At 41.6% G+C, this 18278-nt stretch carries 11 protein-coding genes and 1 pseudogene; 6 read left to right on the forward strand and 6 right to left on the reverse strand.

Going from position 1 to position 18278, the window contains the following annotated elements:
• Position 1: 1 nt before the first annotated feature.
• Both AC2D3N_RS04415 and galE read right to left on the reverse strand, forming a co-directional pair.
• On the reverse strand, positions 2–3955 hold the full coding sequence (locus AC2D3N_RS04415) for a polysaccharide deacetylase family protein (RefSeq protein WP_484692897.1): 3954 nt from the start codon (positions 3953–3955) through the stop codon (positions 2–4).
• A gap of 469 nt (positions 3956–4424) precedes the next feature.
• Positions 4425–5651, reverse strand: coding sequence for a UDP-glucose 4-epimerase GalE (gene galE / locus AC2D3N_RS04420; RefSeq protein WP_079678644.1), 1227 nt, complete (start codon positions 5649–5651; stop codon positions 4425–4427).
• Between the two features lie 336 nt (positions 5652–5987).
• On the opposite strand from galE, the gene AC2D3N_RS04425 reads away from it, so the two are divergent.
• A complete protein-coding gene (locus tag AC2D3N_RS04425) occupies positions 5988–7781 on the forward strand; it encodes a hypothetical protein (RefSeq protein ID WP_079678646.1) in 1794 nt (597 codons plus the stop codon).
• Positions 7782–7873: 92 nt separating this feature from the next.
• On the forward strand, positions 7874–9094 hold the full coding sequence (locus AC2D3N_RS04430; protein WP_079678648.1) for a DNA double-strand break repair nuclease NurA: 1221 nt from the start codon (positions 7874–7876) through the stop codon (positions 9092–9094).
• A 114-nt stretch (positions 9095–9208) separates the two neighbouring features.
• On the opposite strand, the gene AC2D3N_RS04435 is transcribed toward AC2D3N_RS04430, so the two are convergent.
• The 4 genes from AC2D3N_RS04435 to AC2D3N_RS04450 all read right to left on the reverse strand — a co-directional run bounded on the left by AC2D3N_RS04435 (position 9209) and on the right by AC2D3N_RS04450 (position 11894).
• The gene (locus tag AC2D3N_RS04435) at positions 9209–10156 is read right to left on the reverse strand and encodes a hypothetical protein (RefSeq protein WP_484692898.1); all 948 of its coding nucleotides are present in this window, start codon (positions 10154–10156) and stop codon (positions 9209–9211) included.
• 59 nt (positions 10157–10215) lie between these two features.
• Positions 10216–10392, reverse strand: coding sequence for a hypothetical protein (locus tag AC2D3N_RS04440; RefSeq protein ID WP_159451530.1), 177 nt, complete (start codon positions 10390–10392; stop codon positions 10216–10218).
• A gap of 4 nt (positions 10393–10396) precedes the next feature.
• The gene (locus AC2D3N_RS04445) at positions 10397–11149 is read right to left on the reverse strand and encodes a hypothetical protein (RefSeq protein ID WP_484692899.1); all 753 of its coding nucleotides are present in this window, start codon (positions 11147–11149) and stop codon (positions 10397–10399) included.
• 244 nt (positions 11150–11393) lie between these two features.
• Positions 11394–11894 (reverse strand): cysteine dioxygenase, encoded by a 501-nt coding sequence (locus tag AC2D3N_RS04450; RefSeq protein ID WP_484692900.1) that lies wholly within the window; start codon positions 11892–11894, stop codon positions 11394–11396.
• Between the two features lie 229 nt (positions 11895–12123).
• On the opposite strand from AC2D3N_RS04450, the gene AC2D3N_RS04455 reads away from it, so the two are divergent.
• The 4 genes and pseudogenes from AC2D3N_RS04455 (at position 12124) to AC2D3N_RS04470 (ending at position 18247) form a co-directional block, all read left to right on the forward strand.
• Complete coding sequence (locus tag AC2D3N_RS04455) at positions 12124–13407, forward strand: hypothetical protein (RefSeq protein WP_484692901.1); 1284 nt, start codon at positions 12124–12126, stop codon at positions 13405–13407.
• On the forward strand, positions 13383–14372 hold the full coding sequence (locus AC2D3N_RS04460) for an AAA family ATPase (RefSeq protein ID WP_484692902.1): 990 nt from the start codon (positions 13383–13385) through the stop codon (positions 14370–14372). Before AC2D3N_RS04455 ends, AC2D3N_RS04460 begins: the two co-directional genes overlap by 25 nt.
• Before the next feature lie 2100 nt (positions 14373–16472).
• Positions 16473–17516 (forward strand): annotated as a pseudogene (locus AC2D3N_RS04465) (formylglycine-generating enzyme family protein); the annotation flags it as partial.
• Positions 17517–18025: 509 nt separating this feature from the next.
• The gene (locus AC2D3N_RS04470) at positions 18026–18247 is read left to right on the forward strand and encodes a hypothetical protein (RefSeq protein ID WP_339394360.1); all 222 of its coding nucleotides are present in this window, start codon (positions 18026–18028) and stop codon (positions 18245–18247) included.
• Positions 18248–18278 lie beyond the last annotated feature (31 nt).

An 18278-nucleotide genomic window follows, 5' to 3' on the forward strand; every position in this document is an offset into this window, starting at 1 on the left:
GCTAAACGAAACTGAAAGTATTACTATTAGTTAAAGCGAGGGTTTGATCCGCTTTAACAATAGCAATCAATTCCTCCGACGTGCCTGAAGTTTTTAACCAAATAGCGGTACCCGTATTACCACTGAGACTATATCGGGACTGTAAGCGATAATTTGAGGCACTTCCGTACAGTTGAATGATATCATCAGCCAGTTTGAAGTCAGAGATTAGGGCATAATCATTTAATCCCTTGTTGGTATTATCGCCGTCATTGTAATAGGCTTGACTTGAATCTCCTAATACAAAGCGATCTTTGTTCTGACCCCCGGTGAGAGCATCAATTTCGCCTTTTCCAAATGTTGTACTATCGACACCAATCAGGGTATCATCGCCGTCTCCGGCAAAGATGGTATCGTTACCTGCGTCCCCTTTCAGGAGGTCGTTACCCGCTTCCCCATTGAGTTTATCGTTATCTGCACCGCCACTGAGTGAATCGTTACCTCCACCCCCATTCAGTGAATCATTACCTGCATCCCCGTTCAGGAGGTCGTTACCTGCGTCCCCATTGAGTTTATCGTTACCTGCACCGCCACTGAGTGAATCGTTACCTCCACCCCCACTGAGGATATCGTTACCTGCACCCCCATTTAATCCGTCATCGCCTAATTGACCTGCTAGTTGGTCATTCCCGCCATCACCATTGAGGGTGTCATTCCCGTCCCCGCCTTTGAGGATGTCATTCCCGTCCCCAGCATTGATGATGTCATTCCCTTTTTGTCCTGCCAGGGTCTCATCCCCAGCAAGACCGTTAATTTGATCGTTAGCAGCAGTTCCTTTAACATTATTGTTATTGGCACTGGTGACGTTAATAACATTGAAAGGTGTATTGGGGTTGGTAATTACGGGGTCAGTGGGGGTGGTAACCGTGGAGTCATTGACCTTGACAACAAAAGTATCATCTACGGTTTTGCCATTAGATGTACCTCGAACTGTAATATTTGCTGTACCGAATTGATTGTTCAAATAGTTCAAGGTCAGCGTATTTCCATTAATACTCGGAGTAACTAATCCAGTATTACTATTAGTTAATACGGTCTTAGTAATGGCTGTTTTATCGTTGTCAACATCATCAAAGACATTGGCTAAATCAATCGTAGACTGCGGCGCATTTTTAGCGGCAGTCACATCAGCAATGGCACTAGCCACCGTGGGGGCATCATCGACAGGGGCGACATTGACTGTAAAAATGTCAGTTACTGTTTGACCATTGGATGTCGCTTCTACAGTAATGTCTGCCGTACCTGATTTATCTTTTAGATAGTTTAAGGTGAGAGTATTTCCACTAATACTAGAAGTAACTAATGCCTCGTTACTGTTAGTTTTAATGGTTTTGACAATCAGGTTTTTATCGTTATCAACATCATCAAAGACACTGCTTAAGTCGATGGTCTGGCTTGGATCATCTTCCTTGGCGGTAACATCAGTAATGGGACTAGCCACCGTGGGGGGTTTATCTACAGTACCAAAGGTGACCTTGGCAGTATGGGAGCCTCCATTTTTAAAGACCATCTCCAAAATATCGCCGTTCAGGGTGGTGCTATCCGCGCCTGTGATCACCGGTTCTTGACCTTGGGGAATCTTCAAATCAAGTTTGACAGTTCCCGCCCCGGTAAAGGTATAGTCTAAATTCTGACCGTCACCCGTAACACTCTCCAATGTTGAGCGCATCGGTAGGTCAATAATCCGAGTCACATCTTGGGGAGTTGTCCCTAGGTTAATGGTAAATTCGCCCCCGGTTTTCGGCAAAAATACCGTGTCTGCGTCATAGGCATACCAGTTATTCACACTTTGGATTTGCTGACCTTTTTCCACATTTAAACCAAAGTCACCGACGCTGGTATTAGTAGCGGCTTCAACTTTAGCCGTAATCGTATTTCCTGTACTTGATGTGGATATTTTGGCTTTTTCAAATGTTTTAATCCGATTGCTTAAATCGGCTGCGGTGACAAATTCTGCCCCGGCGTTATAAGCCTTAGCGATCAAGTTGGTAAACATCTGCTCGGTATAACCGGGTGCCGCGCCCGGGGCGGTTGTTGGGGCATAATCATGCCAAGGAAAATGGAAGATGGGCATGGCGGCGTGACTGGCAATGTCGTTATATTCTTGATTCCATACGGCTTCTGCTTCCGGTACCGTTTTTTTCTCAAACTCAATTAAAGAGAAGTCAAACTTCATGTTCGGAGCTAAATAAACATAGTCTTCTCCTTTAAAGGGTAAGCCAAACGCATTCGGATACCCGGCTCCCACTCCTGAATATCCCCCACTGACATAATCGAGGTATTTTTTCAGTTCTTGACTGACTTGGAATCCTTCGGGAGCCCCTGGTATGGCTGCACCAGTCACATTAATTCCTAAATTTTTTTCAATCACCAATTGGGACTGATTAAATTCCTTTTCTAGTTGGGTGGGGGTGAGAACATTGGTATCTTCTGGGTGGGTCAGGGAGTGGGTACCAATTTCGTTCCCCTGGGCCAACATCTGCTGGTAGTAGGGGCCAGACTTGTTCCAATCCGTGGTTTGGTCTGGGGGATTATCACCTACATTGATATAGTAGGAACCGACAAAATTGTAGTCCTTGTTCCATTTGTCTAAAATCGGCAGCAGTTTATCGTAAATTCCATTATTAACGTCATAGGTTTCCTGAGACTGATCCATGTCATTCCGAGAAACAAAGATTCCCTGATCCCGGCTCATATTCAGTCGTACTGTGGGTTCAGTCCCTTCCGCAGACCATTGTAGCGCCTGCCAAAGCAAGTTACTATCGGCTAAAAATCCTTCCGTGGCAAAGTGAACATTTCGGCCTCCGGTTTGGGTGGTAATCACCGCCTCGCTATTTTTGCCATTGGCAACTAAATCTGCGACAACCTTGGGTTGATTATTGTCTGTTACACCGTCGCCATAAGTGTTATAGGATATGTTGCTATAGTTAAGAATCGCCTCATTAGCGGCGTACCCTTTCATGACTGGATTAGTTACATCTTTGGCTGTGAGAGTCCCATTCACTGGCCCGCCCCCATCAACCCTTGTCAGGTCTAGGAGTTTGCGCATCCGGCTATAGGAATCTCCGGGCAAAGCATTACCATTTTCGTCGTTGGTCAGGAAATCTCCGGCTGTAACAATCCCAATTTTATAGTCATAAACGGCATCTGATAAGGTGTTTTCAATGGCTTGCAGTTTACTGGTGGGAACGTTGCGGAAGGAAGGAAAGACTAAGCTGTCATAATTGACCAGTTTTGTAATATCCGTTAGATCATCCTCGTTTAAAATATCAAACGGAATTCCAGCCTGCATGGCTTGGGATTGGGCGGACAGAAATAGCTGGGTATAGGCTTTTTTATCGAAGAATTTGGCTGCGGTGGTGTCTGAATAGACGATACCTATTTTTTTACTCAGATCTGTTCTTGGGATTAAAACTTTTGGTGCTGAAACCGTATATTTTTGACTGCCATAATCCCCGGGTAAAAAGTCAGTATTGTTAATGTCAATGTAGGCATCGACAACTTTGGGTGTTCCCTGTAATTGGCTCACGGGAACGGCAAATTCTACGATTTTCTTGTCGGGATCAAAGGTATAATCAAGGTCGGAAACTTTAGTTGCGCCCTCAGCCCCAGTGTACAGAGCCGGGATACCATTACTATCAAAATTGACGTTATATTCGGCTCCAACTGTTGAAGTTGACCCCCATAATGTATAACCCGTTTTGGTATTCCGATCTGTATTCAGCCATAAAGTGGTATTAGCACCAATGGTCGTACTATCGGCTTTGAAGGCAAAAACATAAGCATCTGCGGCATATTTGCCGTAAATTTCATATCCGGCTTTCCCTGTCCCGGAGACAGAATCTAAGCGCTCACTCTGTGTCCAATCCGTCAGCTTTCCGTCAACGTTAATGTTTTCGTATTGGTTTGTCATCATGACTCCTATATTTTTGATAAAAAATGGGTACTCAATGAGTGACTAATCAAAGATTAGTCATATTAATCTGGAGTGAAGTTGCAGGGCACTCGCCCCCCGATTTCATTAAAAAAGGGGGGAATAAGTTGCACCGTGAAAGAGAAATGGTATCAGCCCTCTTTTGTCAGTTTGGCGATTTGAGACAATTTACGCCCTTTGAACCGATTAAAAGCCCCGATTGTCCCGTCTATCCAAAAAAGAGGGATCGGACAGGAAATGATACTACTTGAAGTTTTGGCTAAAATTTTTGAATTCGACTCTGGTTTTTTAAAAAGGGTTTTGTCTAAACTGCTCTGGTTAGCTGGCAAATAATTGGAATTCGACTCTGGTTTTTTAAAAAGGGTTTTGTCTAAACTACTCTGGTTAATTGACAAATAATTGGAATTCGACTCTGGTTTTTTTAAAAAGGGTTTTGTCTAAACTGCTCTGATTAACTGGCTAATAAATTACGTTGTCTTAAATAGAATTGTTCTTGCAAACAGTTTTGCAGAGTTTGATGAGAAATCAGAGACTTCCGCAACAGAATTTCCCCCAGTTTTTTGCCTGTATTAGTTTGTTCTTGCAAGGCGACTTGCAATTGATTCCGAGAAATAAATTGCTTTTGGAGTAGGATTGTACCCAGAGCAAAAGCTGCGGGCGTTTTGGGCATCTTTTTTACTGGTTCTTCGGGATACATTAACTGCAACTCCCAAGCTAGGGCGCTACCCACAATTGTCTCCAGATTATTGAATTGAGGTTTCCAACCCAAAATCTGACGAATTTTATCGGAACAAGCAATCACACAAGCGGGGTCTCCGGCTCGTCGTTCAATCTCAACCACCGGGAATTGTCGTCCCGACATTTCTGTGACTTTTGCTAAGACTTCCTTGACACTGTACCCCTGACCATAACCACAGTTGAGAATATGGCTGTCATTTTCGTCTTGCAGATAACGCAGGGCGTCAATATGGGCGGCGGCTAAATCCTCGACGTGGATATAGTCACGAATACCTGTGCCATCGGGGGTGGGAAAGTCTGTGCCGAAGATACTCACGGATTCCCGTCGGTTTAAGGCGGCATCTAAAGCGACTTTAATCAGATGACTGGCTTTTTTGTTGGTTTGACCAATGCGCCCACTGGAGTCGGCTCCGGCGACGTTAAAGTACCGTAGAATCACATACTTTAATCCCGATGCTCGACTGTAGTCTTGAATCATCTGTTCGCTCATCAGTTTGGAGTAACCGTAGGGATTGATGGGTGCGGTGGGGGTTGACTCCCGCACCGGGTTTTCTGCGGTTTCTCCATAAACGGCGGCGGTACTGGAAAAAACTAGCTTTTTGACTCCGTATTTTTCACAGCATTGCAGCAGGTTTAATGTGTTACGGGTATTGTTTCCGTAGTAAGCCAGGGGATTGGCTGTGGATTCGGGGACTGAAATGCTGGCGGCAAAGTGCAGAATCGCATCAAATTGATGTTCGGCAAACACCTGAGCTAATTTTTGCGAGTCTGCTAAATCTCCTACGACTAATTCCCCATAAAGCACTGCTTTGGGTGATCCGGTAGAGAGGTTATCATAGACTACGATTTCGTAATCTGTTTCTTTCCCGAGTTGTTTGACGACATGGGAGCCAATATAACCAGCGCCTCCAGTCACTAATATCTTTTTACTTCTTTGCATCACAGATACCTCCTCTACTTTTAAAAGTGGTTAAGTAGTCGGAAACGAATAAACCCAGCTATGTAAAGAACTGTAAAGGTGTTTACATATCTTTACTTTTTCCTAGTTTTCACCGTTAACCTTAAGTTAAACCGACTACTTGTTCGGATCAGTGTATTTACTTAAGCTAATGATGGTTCATACGACCAGAATCTTGCAATAGTCCGAGCCGAACTTTACCGATTCTTTAAGAAAAATAAGAATTAAGGGTTCTTATATGAATGTTTCATGAAAAATCAAAATTCGACTTGATTTAACAAGTGTTAGTGTGGTATAATCTCGCGTGTTTTTTTAATTATGAAAATATTGGCTCTGGACTTGATCTCAGCGATTTGGCTGTATACCCTGTGGGCTATTTTATTTTTGGGGTTGCCTTATAAAAGTTTTTCTAGCTCTTATCATCATCATTGGCACAGCAAAATTGTGAGTGCCTTCGCCCGAACCTCATTGGTGGTAACAGTTGGAGTTTTTGCGCTCACTGCTTTCCATCTGTTCAGTTGGTTAACCTTGGTGCTATTTTACACGATATTGTTACTGATTGTTTGGTATTATCGCCAACGGAAAACAGCCAGGGAAAAACTAACTATATTTGTTCAGGGGTTATTGTTTTTATTCCTGGACATACTTGACCAAGGACTCCCTACGGAACAGATTTTCAAGAGTTTCTCCCTCATTTATCAGCAATATCAAAAAAGATTGTTAATGATCATCGGTGTTCAAACCATTAACAGTCCTCAAAAAACCCTCAAAATCCTAGTATTAACCGTCATCTTGAGCTTCACTTTATTACTGCGTTTTGAACATCCCCTGCTAGAAATGCGCCTAGCAACTCCCGATAGTTACCAGAACTTACTGCTAACTCAGCAATTTTTAACGGGAGATTGGGATAAAATTCAACATCAAGTTCAATATTTACCTGTCTTCTCAGTTCTGACTGCTGTGATGTCGCTGCTGGCTTCGGTTGATAGCGCACAAGTTATAAGGTTCCTTCAACCTCTGTTTGGGTTTTTGCTGGTGTTGAGTGTGGGTTACAGTCTGCAAACTTTGACTCAAAAGGGTACGGTTGCTTGGGTGGGAATGTTCAGTTTGGGAGCCTATCTGTTTACCTGGTCTCCAGAAATTTCTAAACAGTTACCCCTGTGGGGTCAGCAAGTTTTAGGAACTGTGATCGGCAGCTTGAACTTTTCCCTGGTTCGACAGTGGGCTGTGGGTGATGAAGAAATTGCAGCTATGTTTTTAGTTCTTTCTCTGGCTTGTTTTACCAGGGTTCATATCAGAAAATTGCGCCCAACTGCGGTACTTGATACCTGTTGCTGTTTAGCAATGGTGGCGATGGCGGCACCTGTATTACTGATTCTTGCCTTGATCGGAATAGTAGGAGTGATGGGGAGCCGGATTTTAGGATTGGCTTCGGTTGCGATCTCCTGGTTATTGTTGGCTTTATTATTTGCTTTTTCTCCAGAAAAATTTGACTTTTTTCGGGTATTTCTAATTACGTTACCTGTGGGACTCAGTTTGCTCATTGCCTTAGTATTTTTATTTATCAGTTGGCTTTTATTCCCAATATTGAGACGAAATTCAGAAATAGCTTGTTTGATTTTACTATTTTGTTTTGCCTGTAATTTCCTGCTGCCACCCCCGGCTAAAATTAATTATTTGGAATATGAAGTTGCTGCTCGTAAAAGCCTAGAAATTCGCACAACATTTCCGCTCAAACGTTGGATTATTGTCGCCCCACCGGAACAACTAGCTCAAAATTATCGGGCGGGTTGGCATGAAGATTTAGCCGAATTTGTCAAACAATATTTAACGGAGGTAAAGTTTGATGATTTTCAATTTCCCTACGAAGTCCCAGATTTATTTGTATTTGTGGAAAAACAACCTCTGGCTATTTATCCTTTGAACTTACATTTAGCAATTTCTAACTCCATTTTATTAGACCCAACCTATCACTATTATCGTTCTTTAGCGGGACGCACCAGTTTAGAATTTGAAGCTTTAAAGTTATGTGAACTTTACCAAAAACATCATGCTGGTGCTTCTATCTATTATGAAGATGATCAACTCAAAATTTGTCATTTTGAACTCTGATTATGGAACTCCATTCAGGGTAGAATTGATTTGTCTCAAGTGAGGCGATCGCTCAACAGTTGCTTTAGTTACTATAATTCCTCAAATAACTTATGTTAGATCTAACAAAATTGGCTCAACAAATGCAAGGCATGAGCCAACATATTAATCGAGAAGCTGAAGCATCCCGCAAACGCATTGAAATCGCTTTAAATTTAATCGAACAAGCGAAATTAAATGATGATCAGTTAATGCGAAACTATGCAGAATTTAAACCGAGAATGATTTTTAAACCAGCTACTCCCTTAGAACCTTTAAGTTATTGTCCTGATATTAATGCGCCACCTTCCGCCCATACGGTTTTTGCCACGGATGGTTCCCAAATTGCGCCCAGTGCCCATGAAATTGCCTATTGTTATTTAATTAATGTCGGGCGGGTGATTTTACATTATGGTCAAAGTCGTCATCCGATTTTAGATAGTATTCCTGAAATTTATTATCGCCCGGAAGATTTATATTTATCCCGGCAATGGGGAATTAAAACCGAAGAATGGATGGGATATCGTCGGGCGGTATCGGAAGCGATTATTTTAGCAGAATCGGGAAATCAATTACTCGAAATTTCCCCAAATCAACAGTTAAATGTTCCCACTTTAGCTTTAGTTGATGGTTCTTTAATCTATTGGTTTTTAGAACAATTACCCTCAGAAGCTAGAGATTTAATTTTATTACCAATTTTAGAATCTTGGGAACAGTTAAGATTAGCGGGTATTCCTTTATTTGGATATGTAAGTGCTTCTCGCAGTAGTGAAAGTTTATCCTTTTTAAGATTACAGGCTTGTCCCTTTGATCAACCCAATTGTTTACAACATTGTCCGGGGATAGGAGGTATAATTTCAACGGGAGCGGAGAAAAAAGCCCCTTGTCAAGTGTTTGAACCCCTGCGGGATACGGTATTATGGGAATCCCAATTAAAACCCGGTCAACGCAGTCCTTTCTGGCGTTCTAATTCATCAATTTTGGATTTATATGAACATCATCAAATCTATTTTTGTTATGTGAATATGGGTAGTGAAATTGCTCGTTTAGAAGTTCCGGCTTGGGTAGTGGAAAATTCTGACCAATTAGAGTTAGCATTGGGAATGGTGATGGCGCAAGTTCAAAAGGGATATGGCTATCCGGTGGTGTTAGCAGAAGCCCATAATCAAGCGGTGGTGAAAGGAGGCGATCGCACTCGATTTTTTACGATGTTGGAGCAACAAATGATTAAAGCGGGACTAAGAAATGTGGGAATTTCCTATAAGGAAGCAAGAAAACGGGGTAGTATTGCGTGAAAATCGTAGGGGTTGGGTCTCCCAACCCTCTTTCTCTTTGCGTCTGGGTTTAGAAACCTAACATAAAATAAGATAAAGAGAGTCCTGAAGGACTCACTACGGGTTGGAATTTGATTAATTCAAAATGGGATTGATGTTTCCATTGACATCATTAGTGGGATAACCTCGTTGTCGTAATTCCTCCTGAATTTCATAGAGTTCTAATTGATAGATTTCATTAATAGCTTTGATCTCCTCTTTAATTTGATGATCTCGATCTTCTCGACTAATTAAATCCTCTGGACTTTGACTTAATTTTCGTTCCTGTTCATGAATGGCTTTTTGCCATTGTTTTAACAATTTGTGTCGCTCATAATTGAGTTGTTTAATCCAAAGTTTATTTTCCTGGTAGTTAATTTGTTGGGGAGTTGCTTGGGGATATTCTAACACATACTGCGTTAATCCATCCAGTACCCAGAACTCTCGACTGGCGTATTTAATTCCACTGGTATTTTCCTGCTGACGTTGTTGATTATAGGTTTCAAACTTCTGAGCAATTTGGCGTTTATATCGAGGATAATCAATGATTTTGCCCGTATAAAATCCGGTAATTACGGTTAAAATAATTCCCAACATTGGGACAATATAAGTAATCCAATCTCCATCTTCGCCTTGAAAGCGCACATAAAACAGAGTAGCTGCGTATTCAATAATTAAAAGGGCGATCGCTAAGACAACAAATACTTTCGTTTGTTGATGGAGATAGTCTTTTAATACAGCGTTAAAAACCTCTTTTTCAGCTTCAGCCCGCACCTCAATTAATTTATTTTTGGTGGTTTGGGCTTTTGTTCTTTTTAACTCAATTTGTTCTTGATCATGGCGAATATCACGCTGGATACTGGAAATTGCCACATCATAACTAATTGCCCATTCGGTGAAATAGACTAAAGGAAAACTAACTAATATTGCTGAGATCCATCGCCATTCCCCCGGAAATCCTGCTAAAGCCGCATAAGGGGCGCGGCTATTCATTAAAGCGGCAATAGTCAAACAGAAAATAACAACAGATTTATGGAAGTTCATCGTTTTCATTCCTCAAAATAATAGAAAAAGTAGGGGTTGGGTCTCCCAACCCTCTTTGCTCAATTAGGATTGCTATACTTTCTTTTCATCTCCAAGGCATACTTTAAAGGCGCAAGAATGGTTAGATTTTTAGCTAAACGCGGGTAGATTTTGTAGATATCTGGGAGTTGATTGGGTAATAATTTTTCGGCGATAAACTCCTGTAAAATCACATCTTCATCGAATTTAGAAAGCATAGTTTTACTTACTCCTGATTTGTTGGATTGACTCTTTTACACAGCTTCGGATATTCTGATTGCAAAATTGGGTGTTAGGTAAATCTTTGAGGCTGCTCCAAAGATTAGTATTAAATCCAGTATTGCCATCGTTGGTACTGCCAATAATTAATAGTTTTCCTTGTCGGGACGAGACTTTATTGGCGAGGTTTTTTAAGGTATCGGGACAAAATTCTTCTCCTTCGTTGGCTTGAATTTGCAGTACAATAATTGGGGTTTCAGGGTGGCGATCGCTCATTTCCTGAGCCAAATCTAAAGCCGGACAGACATAGGTTCCTTGGCCTTTAGATTCAGTTTTTTGATGACAGAGAGAATAGCTATCATTGGAGTCTTTGATCATCGCTGGATCAGTAGCAATTACCTCTTGACTCACTTGAATTAAAGCCTGTTTATCCCCTGTTTTAGAAGCATCAGCCAGACCAAAACAACTATCTTTAGATGCTTTGAGTTGTTGAGGATCATTGAGGGCTGAAGCACTACTATCCGCGATTCTGATTAACAGTAACTTGGTTGATTGTTTACTACACCCACTCAACAGAAAAACAAAGAATAGCAGACACAGAATCAGCAGTATCCAAACCCCATCAAAATCGTTACCCTCGCCTTTTTTAATAAACTGACTCTTGCATTCAGTACACATGAACTCTTTGGTTGTATTGGGGAGTTGTACTAAGTCACACTTTCTACGCCCTTGTTTATGATCTCTCAAACAATCCATAAAATAAAACCTCCTTAGCTGTTGATACGATCTCACACTCGACTCAGTAACCCAAAATTCTGATCAGGTTTTGATCAGGATTTCATCGCGTAACGATTAGGAATGACTAACAAAGTTAAGGTTTCACCAGAGGGAAAAATCAGAATTGACATAAAAGGAATGAGAAACCGGGTTTCTTGTCTTGTTTTTATCAAGAAAGCATTTTCTCTCAGAGAAACCCGGTTTCTATTGAGTCCTATAATCCCTAGTCTCTGACAGGCGAATAAACGTGCAATGTCACACAATCTTCATCACTGTTATTAACTAACTGGTGGTATTCATAACGGTCAGTCCAGGTAATTTCCCCGGCACTTACGGTTTCTTCTTTCCAACAGGATAATTTCCGTTTTTCGTCGGCAACATAGCGCTGTTGAGTGATCGACCCCTGAAGGACTTTAGTCACATTCAACGCGGCCTGTTTGTGGGGGTGAATGCCAGAGAGTTGACCTGGCCCCCAACACATCACCAGCACCTCAACAGAATCATTCCGACACAGGATTTGATGGCCATAGCGATCAGGAAGAAATAAAACGAAAGCCTCCCAACATTCCTTCGGTAAATGCAACCGAGTGACCAAATCTTTCAGTTTCTCCAGAGTCAACGTATGAGACGGGATCACCTTAATTGCGACCAGGAACTTCTCAAACGGATAATTAACCCTGTCAGGCGAGGAAACACCGTTCTGCTGTACAATCTGACTAATCATTAGTTTTCGAGCCGTTGATTTACTTGTCTGAACAGATAACTGAATCGATGGCCTTTTATGTCAACCGAAAGGTTGCTATGCAGTTGTCAAGGTTCAGGCTTGATAGTTTTGGGTCGTTGAACCCTTGTTTTCTCAAGCTGTTGATACGATCTCACACCAGACTCAGTAAACCCAAATTCTGATCAGGTTTTGATCAGGATCGGGGTATTCACCGTTTAATCATTGAGGGATGAATAACAAAGTTAAGGTTTCACCAGACCGAAAAAAGCAAATTGAAACAGCACGTCGGGGTAAAGGATGGACAACAGATCAATACTCCCAAGCCTTACCAGCAGCCAGCTTGTATCAATTTAAAAATGTAATTCTTCCTGCTTTAGGAATTTCTATTCAAGATAAGTTAAACCCTACTCTTAAGTTAAATTGGTTAAAAAAGATTATCGAAAAGAATAAAATCACTAAAGCGACTGATCAATATTCAAGAATTACTTCTAATATTTTTACTGACAATTCTAAGTTACAATCTTTAATCAGTATAAATCAATTAATTAAGGATGGTAATGAGGGCTTAAAATTGAATGATTTATTTTATAATTATGGATTAATAACAGATCGAATTACTTACCGAAATTGGCAAGATTTTTTATCGGGTAAGCGAATTGATGAAGATATTTTTATTGCCTTTTGCGAAGTTTTAGGGGTATCTTGGGAGGAGGTTATAGATCAGGAAACACCGGTTAAACATAAAGAGTTTAAACATAAAGATAGTAAAAAAACAAGCTTATTAGTAGAAGTTTTAAATACATTTAATCATAAAGAGCAAAAAGATTTAGTTTGTAGTAATTTAGCTTTAAGTCATGCACCTAAAGCCTTTTTAGTGATTAATTCTTGTTCCTATCGTCGAACTTGGATGTTGCGAAGAATTGCATATGAGATTAAAACTTTTGGCAAAGAAGTACAACCGGAAGATTTTTTTAGTAATTCTAAACACACCTCTCCTTCAATCAACGATTTAACATCAATATTCAATGAAAGATTCAATGAAAGAAATCCTGCTCAATCCCTTAATGAAGTCTTGAAAAGTAAATATATTTTCTTGATTATTAATGTTGATGATTATGAATTTAAAGACTTTAAAGACTTGATTAACGAATTTTGGAAACCGATTTTGGCTAGGGTAAATACAGAAAAACCTGGTAAGATTTTAATGTTTATGATCTCTAGTGATAGAGGAAATGATTGGCAAACGGAATGGAAAAATTGTGATATTTTAAAAGATGCGATCGCAGAACTCACTCCAGCTAATCCTTTTGAAGCAAAAGATTTAATTGAAATTCTCCCTAGAATTGCTTTAAAATTAGATAAAACGCTTAAAGAAGATCCAGCCACTCTTTCTCAAAGTATCCTAGAAAAAGGTCAAGGAGGAACAGAAAAAATAATTCGGGCTTTATATCGACAATTCGACTGTAAAACTGAGGACTTAATTCGACAATGGCAAAACTACCCACACCGATAAACCCTAATACCAAAATTCAATATAAAAAAGATGAAACTGGAGAATTTCAACCCCCTCAAGGGGGAGAATGGAGTGATTTAGTTGACCAAGAAATTTACCCCTATTATCCCAGTGATGGGTTAGTAGAAGCGGTTAATTTAGCCATTCGTCTCAACCGTCCGTTACTGTTGGAAGGAGAGCCCGGATGTGGTAAAAGTCAGTTAGCGGCGGCGGTTGCTTATCAATTAAATAAACGTTATCCTGATATTTTATGGAAATATAGACTCTGGAATATTCAATCTACCAGTAAAGCTCAGGATGGCTTTTATACTTATGATTATGTCGGGAGACTTCAAGCCGCACAATTAGACAAAGAAAAGGTACAAGATGACAACATAAACCCCCGTGACCCAGAAAATTTTATTAACTGGGGGCCATTAGGATATGCCTTTCGAGAACAGGACTGTCGGACTATTGTTTTAATTGATGAAATTGATAAAGCGGATAAAGACTTACCCAATGATTTATTATTAGCTATTGACCAACAGAAATTCCTGGTTAAAGAACTCCGAGAAGAAAATGGCGAACCTCGTTGGGAACGTGCTAATAAAGCTGCACCACCGATTATTATTATTACCTCTAACCGAGAACAGGAACTTCCCAGTGCCTTTTTGCGACGGTGTTTATATCATTATGTAGAATTTCCTGATGGGATACGGTTAACCGAAATTATTAATAGTCGGTTCAAGAATCCTCCGGCTATAATAGTTAAAGAGGCTTTAGATAAATTTATGAAACTGCGAGAGGCAATGGAAGAAGATGAACTCCCTAAACAAGTTAGTACCAGTGAATTAATTGATTGGTTTAAAGCCCTTTATGACTATCCTACGGGGGAAATTAAGGCAATGCTCGAAAAACCAGGAATTCCTCTACCAAGTACGTTATTCAAAGATCATAAGAGTTCTAATAGTTATCAGGATATTTAACCTAATGATCCCCCCTAACCATTTGATTAATCTGTTTTAACGAGTCTGTAGGGGCGAGGCGCTGTTTTAACGAGTCTGTAGGGGCGAGGCGCTGTTTTAACGAGTCTGTAGGGGCGAGGCGCGCCTCGCCCCTACGCCAGAAAGGGATCTCAGAACTCTATAACCATGTAAAACCTAACCTCAAAAATGACAACCGCTTTACCACTGCTAAAATTATTTGAACAACTCAAAAAAGCTGGATTTCCCCTAGGAATTGACCAGTATAATTTTGCAGTGGAAGCCTTAACCCGGTCTATTGAGGATGGTTTTGATCCGACTAATTTTGATAAAATAAAATACCTTTGTCAAGCCGTTTGGGTTAAATCTCCAAAAGAACAACATCAGTTTGATACCTGTTGGCAAGAGTTAATTTTAAGTTCAAAAAACCCCGATAAGACCCCCCCAACCCCCCTTGGAAATGGGGGCGATGGAGGTAAACAACAATTAGTCACTACTCCAGAAAATCCCGATGATACCCCCCCAACCCCCATTGAAAAGGAGGGCGATGGAGAACCGGAAGAATACTTAACAATTGAAACCCAAAACCTGCAAGTGGGAACTGCTATTTCTGTAAATTGGCAAGAAAGTTATTATTTCCCCGTAAGTCGTCAACAACTACGGGAAGGATGGGAAACCTTTAAACCTCAACGTCCAAAAACCTTTTTCAAGGAAATAGATATTCCCGCTACCGTTGAACAAATTACCAAAGATGGTTTTTTCATTAAACCTGTTTTCGCCCCCACCCAGACCCTAGAAATACCCCCAAAAGTCCTATTACTCATCGACCAAAAAGGGTCAATGGCGCCCTTTCATCCCCTTTGTCGCCATTGGGTTAACCTGTGGTCAGGCGCGACGGTTTACTATTTCCATAACTGCCCAACCGATAGCTTATATCTTGACCCCCAACTACGAAAAGGGGAAGATATCGAAACGGTTTTAAGTGAATTTTCCCCTAAGAATACCGTTGCTTTAATTATTAGTGATGCTGGCGCGGCAAAACAACGTTCTGTTCCTGACCGTTGGGACGAAACCGTAGAATTTCTTAACTTCCTCACCGATACCGTTTCCCGTGTCGCTTGGTTAAACCCTCTCCCCCGTGACCGTTGGTTAGATACGACTGCGGAAGACATCGCCAAAATATACCCCAAACAAGTCCCCATGTTTGCCCTCAACCCCGCAGAATATCAAAAAATGCTGCGTTGGTTACGTTGGGGTGACTCTTTCTCTAACTCCCCCCTTACCAAGGGGGGTTGGGGGGGATCTTCCCCAGAAACTTCCCAAGACTCTAACTCCCCCCGTACCAATGGGGGTTGGGGGGGTTCTCTTAACTGGGACTTCGACACCACCAGTCGAATTAATAGCTTTACCCAACAATACGGTAATTCCTATTTAAACCTAGCGTCCCATGCCGCCTTTCCCCTAACCTTAACTCCAGACCTTCTCTATCGTCTTTGGAAAAAATTTTTAGTCCCTAATTACCCTAAACTTGAACTTCCTTGGTATGCAGTCGCGGATATATTGTTATCAGATTTTTGCCAACCTGTTGAAGAAGAATTAATAGAACTCTATGAAATAGAACCAGATATCCGTAATCAATTATTGATCAAACTCACAGACCAAGAAGGAGAAAAACGACTAAAAGAATTATCTGATTTTATCATTGAATACCTAAAAAAACAGCTAAAATCTCAACTTCCCCATTGGTTAGGAAGTCTTTATGAACGACAACAATGGGCAGCTTTAGCCTATACTGACCAACAGGATGAAGCCGTGCAACAGTTGGCAAAATCCTTGAAAAAAGCCTATTTAGAAAATAATAAATCCGAGTTAATACAATGGTCGGAATTAGCACTAACCCTATCTCCGGTTTTACCCGACCAATATCAACCCTTATTAATTGCGGCTAAAGGATATGGTGCCCAAGCGCGAGGTATTCGTCGAGAAACCGAAAACGCCCAACGGGACTGGGAACAATATTTAGGTCAGGCAGAAACCGTTAACTTAGCGGGAGTTGAACTAGCAAAACCGGGTAGTGTCCTCGGTCGCATTCCTCTGAAAAGATTTTCCTTTGAAACCGTTACTGTTAACAAAAAGGGTGAAATTATCAACAGGGAACCCCAGCAAGCCCAATACTTCACCGAAGACCTGGGAAATGGAGTCACCTTAGAGATGGTTTATATTCCTGGGGGGACATTCCCCATGGGTTCACCAGAGGGGGAAGGAGATAAAGACGAACGCCCCCAACATCAAGTTACAGTGCCTCCCTTTTTCATGGCCAGATATCCCATCACCCAAGCCCAATGGCAAGCCGTGGCTAACTGGCCCAAAATTCAACGGGATCTTGATCCTGACTGTTCTTATTTTAAAGATACCCCCCCAACCCCCCCTTATCAAGGGGGGGCTTTAGGAGTTTCCCCCCAAACCCCTTTAACAAGCGAAGAAGATCCCCCCCAACCCCCCTTAGAAAAGGGGGCTTCAGGAACTTCCGGTTCCCCCCTTTCCCAAGGGGGGGCTAGGGGGGGATCTCACCGACCCGTAGAAAACGTTTCCTGGTACGATGCCGTCGAATTCTGTGCCCGACTGCTCCAACGCACCGGACGCCCCTACCATTTACCCTCAGAAGCTCAATGGGAATATGCTTGTCGTGCCCGAACTCAAACCCCCTTTTACTTTGGGGAAACCCTAACCAGTAATTTAGCCAATTATCGGGGAACTGAAACCTATGCAGAGGAACCCAAGGGGAAATATCGAGAGGAAACCACCCCCGTTGGTCAATTCCCTCCCAACACCTTTGGACTGTATGATCTCCATGGCAATGTCTGGGAATGGTGCGCCGACCCTTGGCATGAAAACTATGAAGGAGCACCAACGCAAGGAGAAGTTTGGGATGAGCAGAATAAGAATGATAATCGTTATCAAATCTATGATGTTGAAAATTTAACCAAATTATTAAGCAGCAATCAAAACCGGGTGCTTCGCGGAGGTTCGTGGATCTACTATCCCTGGGGTTGCCGCTGTGCCAATCGTGGCAGGATCGAGCCGGACGGTCGGGACAGCAACTTCGGGTTTCGTATTGTTTCCCTCCCGCCTGCGTGGACTCTTTAGCCCTTTACCCTTTAGCCCTTTTGCCCTTTACCCTTCTTTTTTCTTTTCCCTTCTTCCCTTGTGTCCGAGCGAAGCGAGGATTTTTATTTTTTTTTAGCAAAATCTGTTAGAAAACCGTAGGGGCGGGTTCGCGTTAATCTAAAATTCCCACCCCAAAACCGCCTAAACCCGCCCAAACCTAGAAGATCCCCCTAAATCCCCCTTAAAAAGGGGGACTTTAAGAACATCTTGTCCCCCCCTTATTAAGTCACATCTTGTCCCCCCCTTTTAAGTCACATCTTGTCCCCCCCTTTTAAGTCACATCTTGTCCCCCCCTTTTTAAGGGGGGCTAGGGGGGATCTTCTAGGTTTGGGCGGGTTTATTGAGGTTATTTGTTAATATCAAATATTGTTACGTAACCCGCCCCTACGGGTTAACAGCCAACTCTCAGAAACCGGGTTTTTGCGTTAACCTAATACTAAGTATCAAAATCCCTAGAAAAACCCGGTTTCTCACCCCTTTAATTTATCATGGTTGAATTAATTATTTTATTAGCCTCTTTATTGGTAGCTTGGTTGGTTTTTACCTGGGCAGTTCAGGTGTTGAAAGCGAGTGTTAGTACAGCAATTGCGATCGCAGTTATTGTATTAGTTTTACAACTGGTATTTGGGATTGGGCCCCAGGAACTTTTAGACCATTTGATCCAGTTACCCCAAAGGTTATGGGATTTGGTTGTTAATCGTCGTTTATAATAAATATAATAAGAGAGTCCTGAAGGACTCA

It is taken from the genome of Planktothrix sp. PLAVEN19ND (assembly GCF_057220675.1).

Excerpts from the sequence above, each read along its gene's own strand:
- AC2D3N_RS04415 (WP_484692897.1), bottom strand. The coding sequence starts at position 3,955 with ATGATGACAAACCAATACGAAAACATTAACGTTGACGGAAAGCTGACG.
- galE (WP_079678644.1), bottom strand. The coding sequence starts at position 5,651 with ATGCAAAGAAGTAAAAAGATATTAGTGACTGGAGGCGCTGGTTATATT.
- AC2D3N_RS04425 (WP_079678646.1), top strand. The coding sequence starts at position 5,988 with ATGAAAATATTGGCTCTGGACTTGATCTCAGCGATTTGGCTGTATACC.
- AC2D3N_RS04430 (WP_079678648.1), top strand. The coding sequence starts at position 7,874 with ATGTTAGATCTAACAAAATTGGCTCAACAAATGCAAGGCATGAGCCAA.
- AC2D3N_RS04435 (WP_484692898.1), bottom strand. The coding sequence starts at position 10,156 with ATGAACTTCCATAAATCTGTTGTTATTTTCTGTTTGACTATTGCCGCT.
- AC2D3N_RS04440 (WP_159451530.1), bottom strand. The coding sequence starts at position 10,392 with ATGCTTTCTAAATTCGATGAAGATGTGATTTTACAGGAGTTTATCGCC.
- AC2D3N_RS04445 (WP_484692899.1), bottom strand. The coding sequence starts at position 11,149 with ATGGATTGTTTGAGAGATCATAAACAAGGGCGTAGAAAGTGTGACTTA.
- AC2D3N_RS04450 (WP_484692900.1), bottom strand. The coding sequence starts at position 11,894 with ATGATTAGTCAGATTGTACAGCAGAACGGTGTTTCCTCGCCTGACAGG.
- AC2D3N_RS04455 (WP_484692901.1), top strand. The coding sequence starts at position 12,124 with ATGAATAACAAAGTTAAGGTTTCACCAGACCGAAAAAAGCAAATTGAA.
- AC2D3N_RS04460 (WP_484692902.1), top strand. The coding sequence starts at position 13,383 with ATGGCAAAACTACCCACACCGATAAACCCTAATACCAAAATTCAATAT.
- AC2D3N_RS04470 (WP_339394360.1), top strand. The coding sequence starts at position 18,026 with ATGGTTGAATTAATTATTTTATTAGCCTCTTTATTGGTAGCTTGGTTG.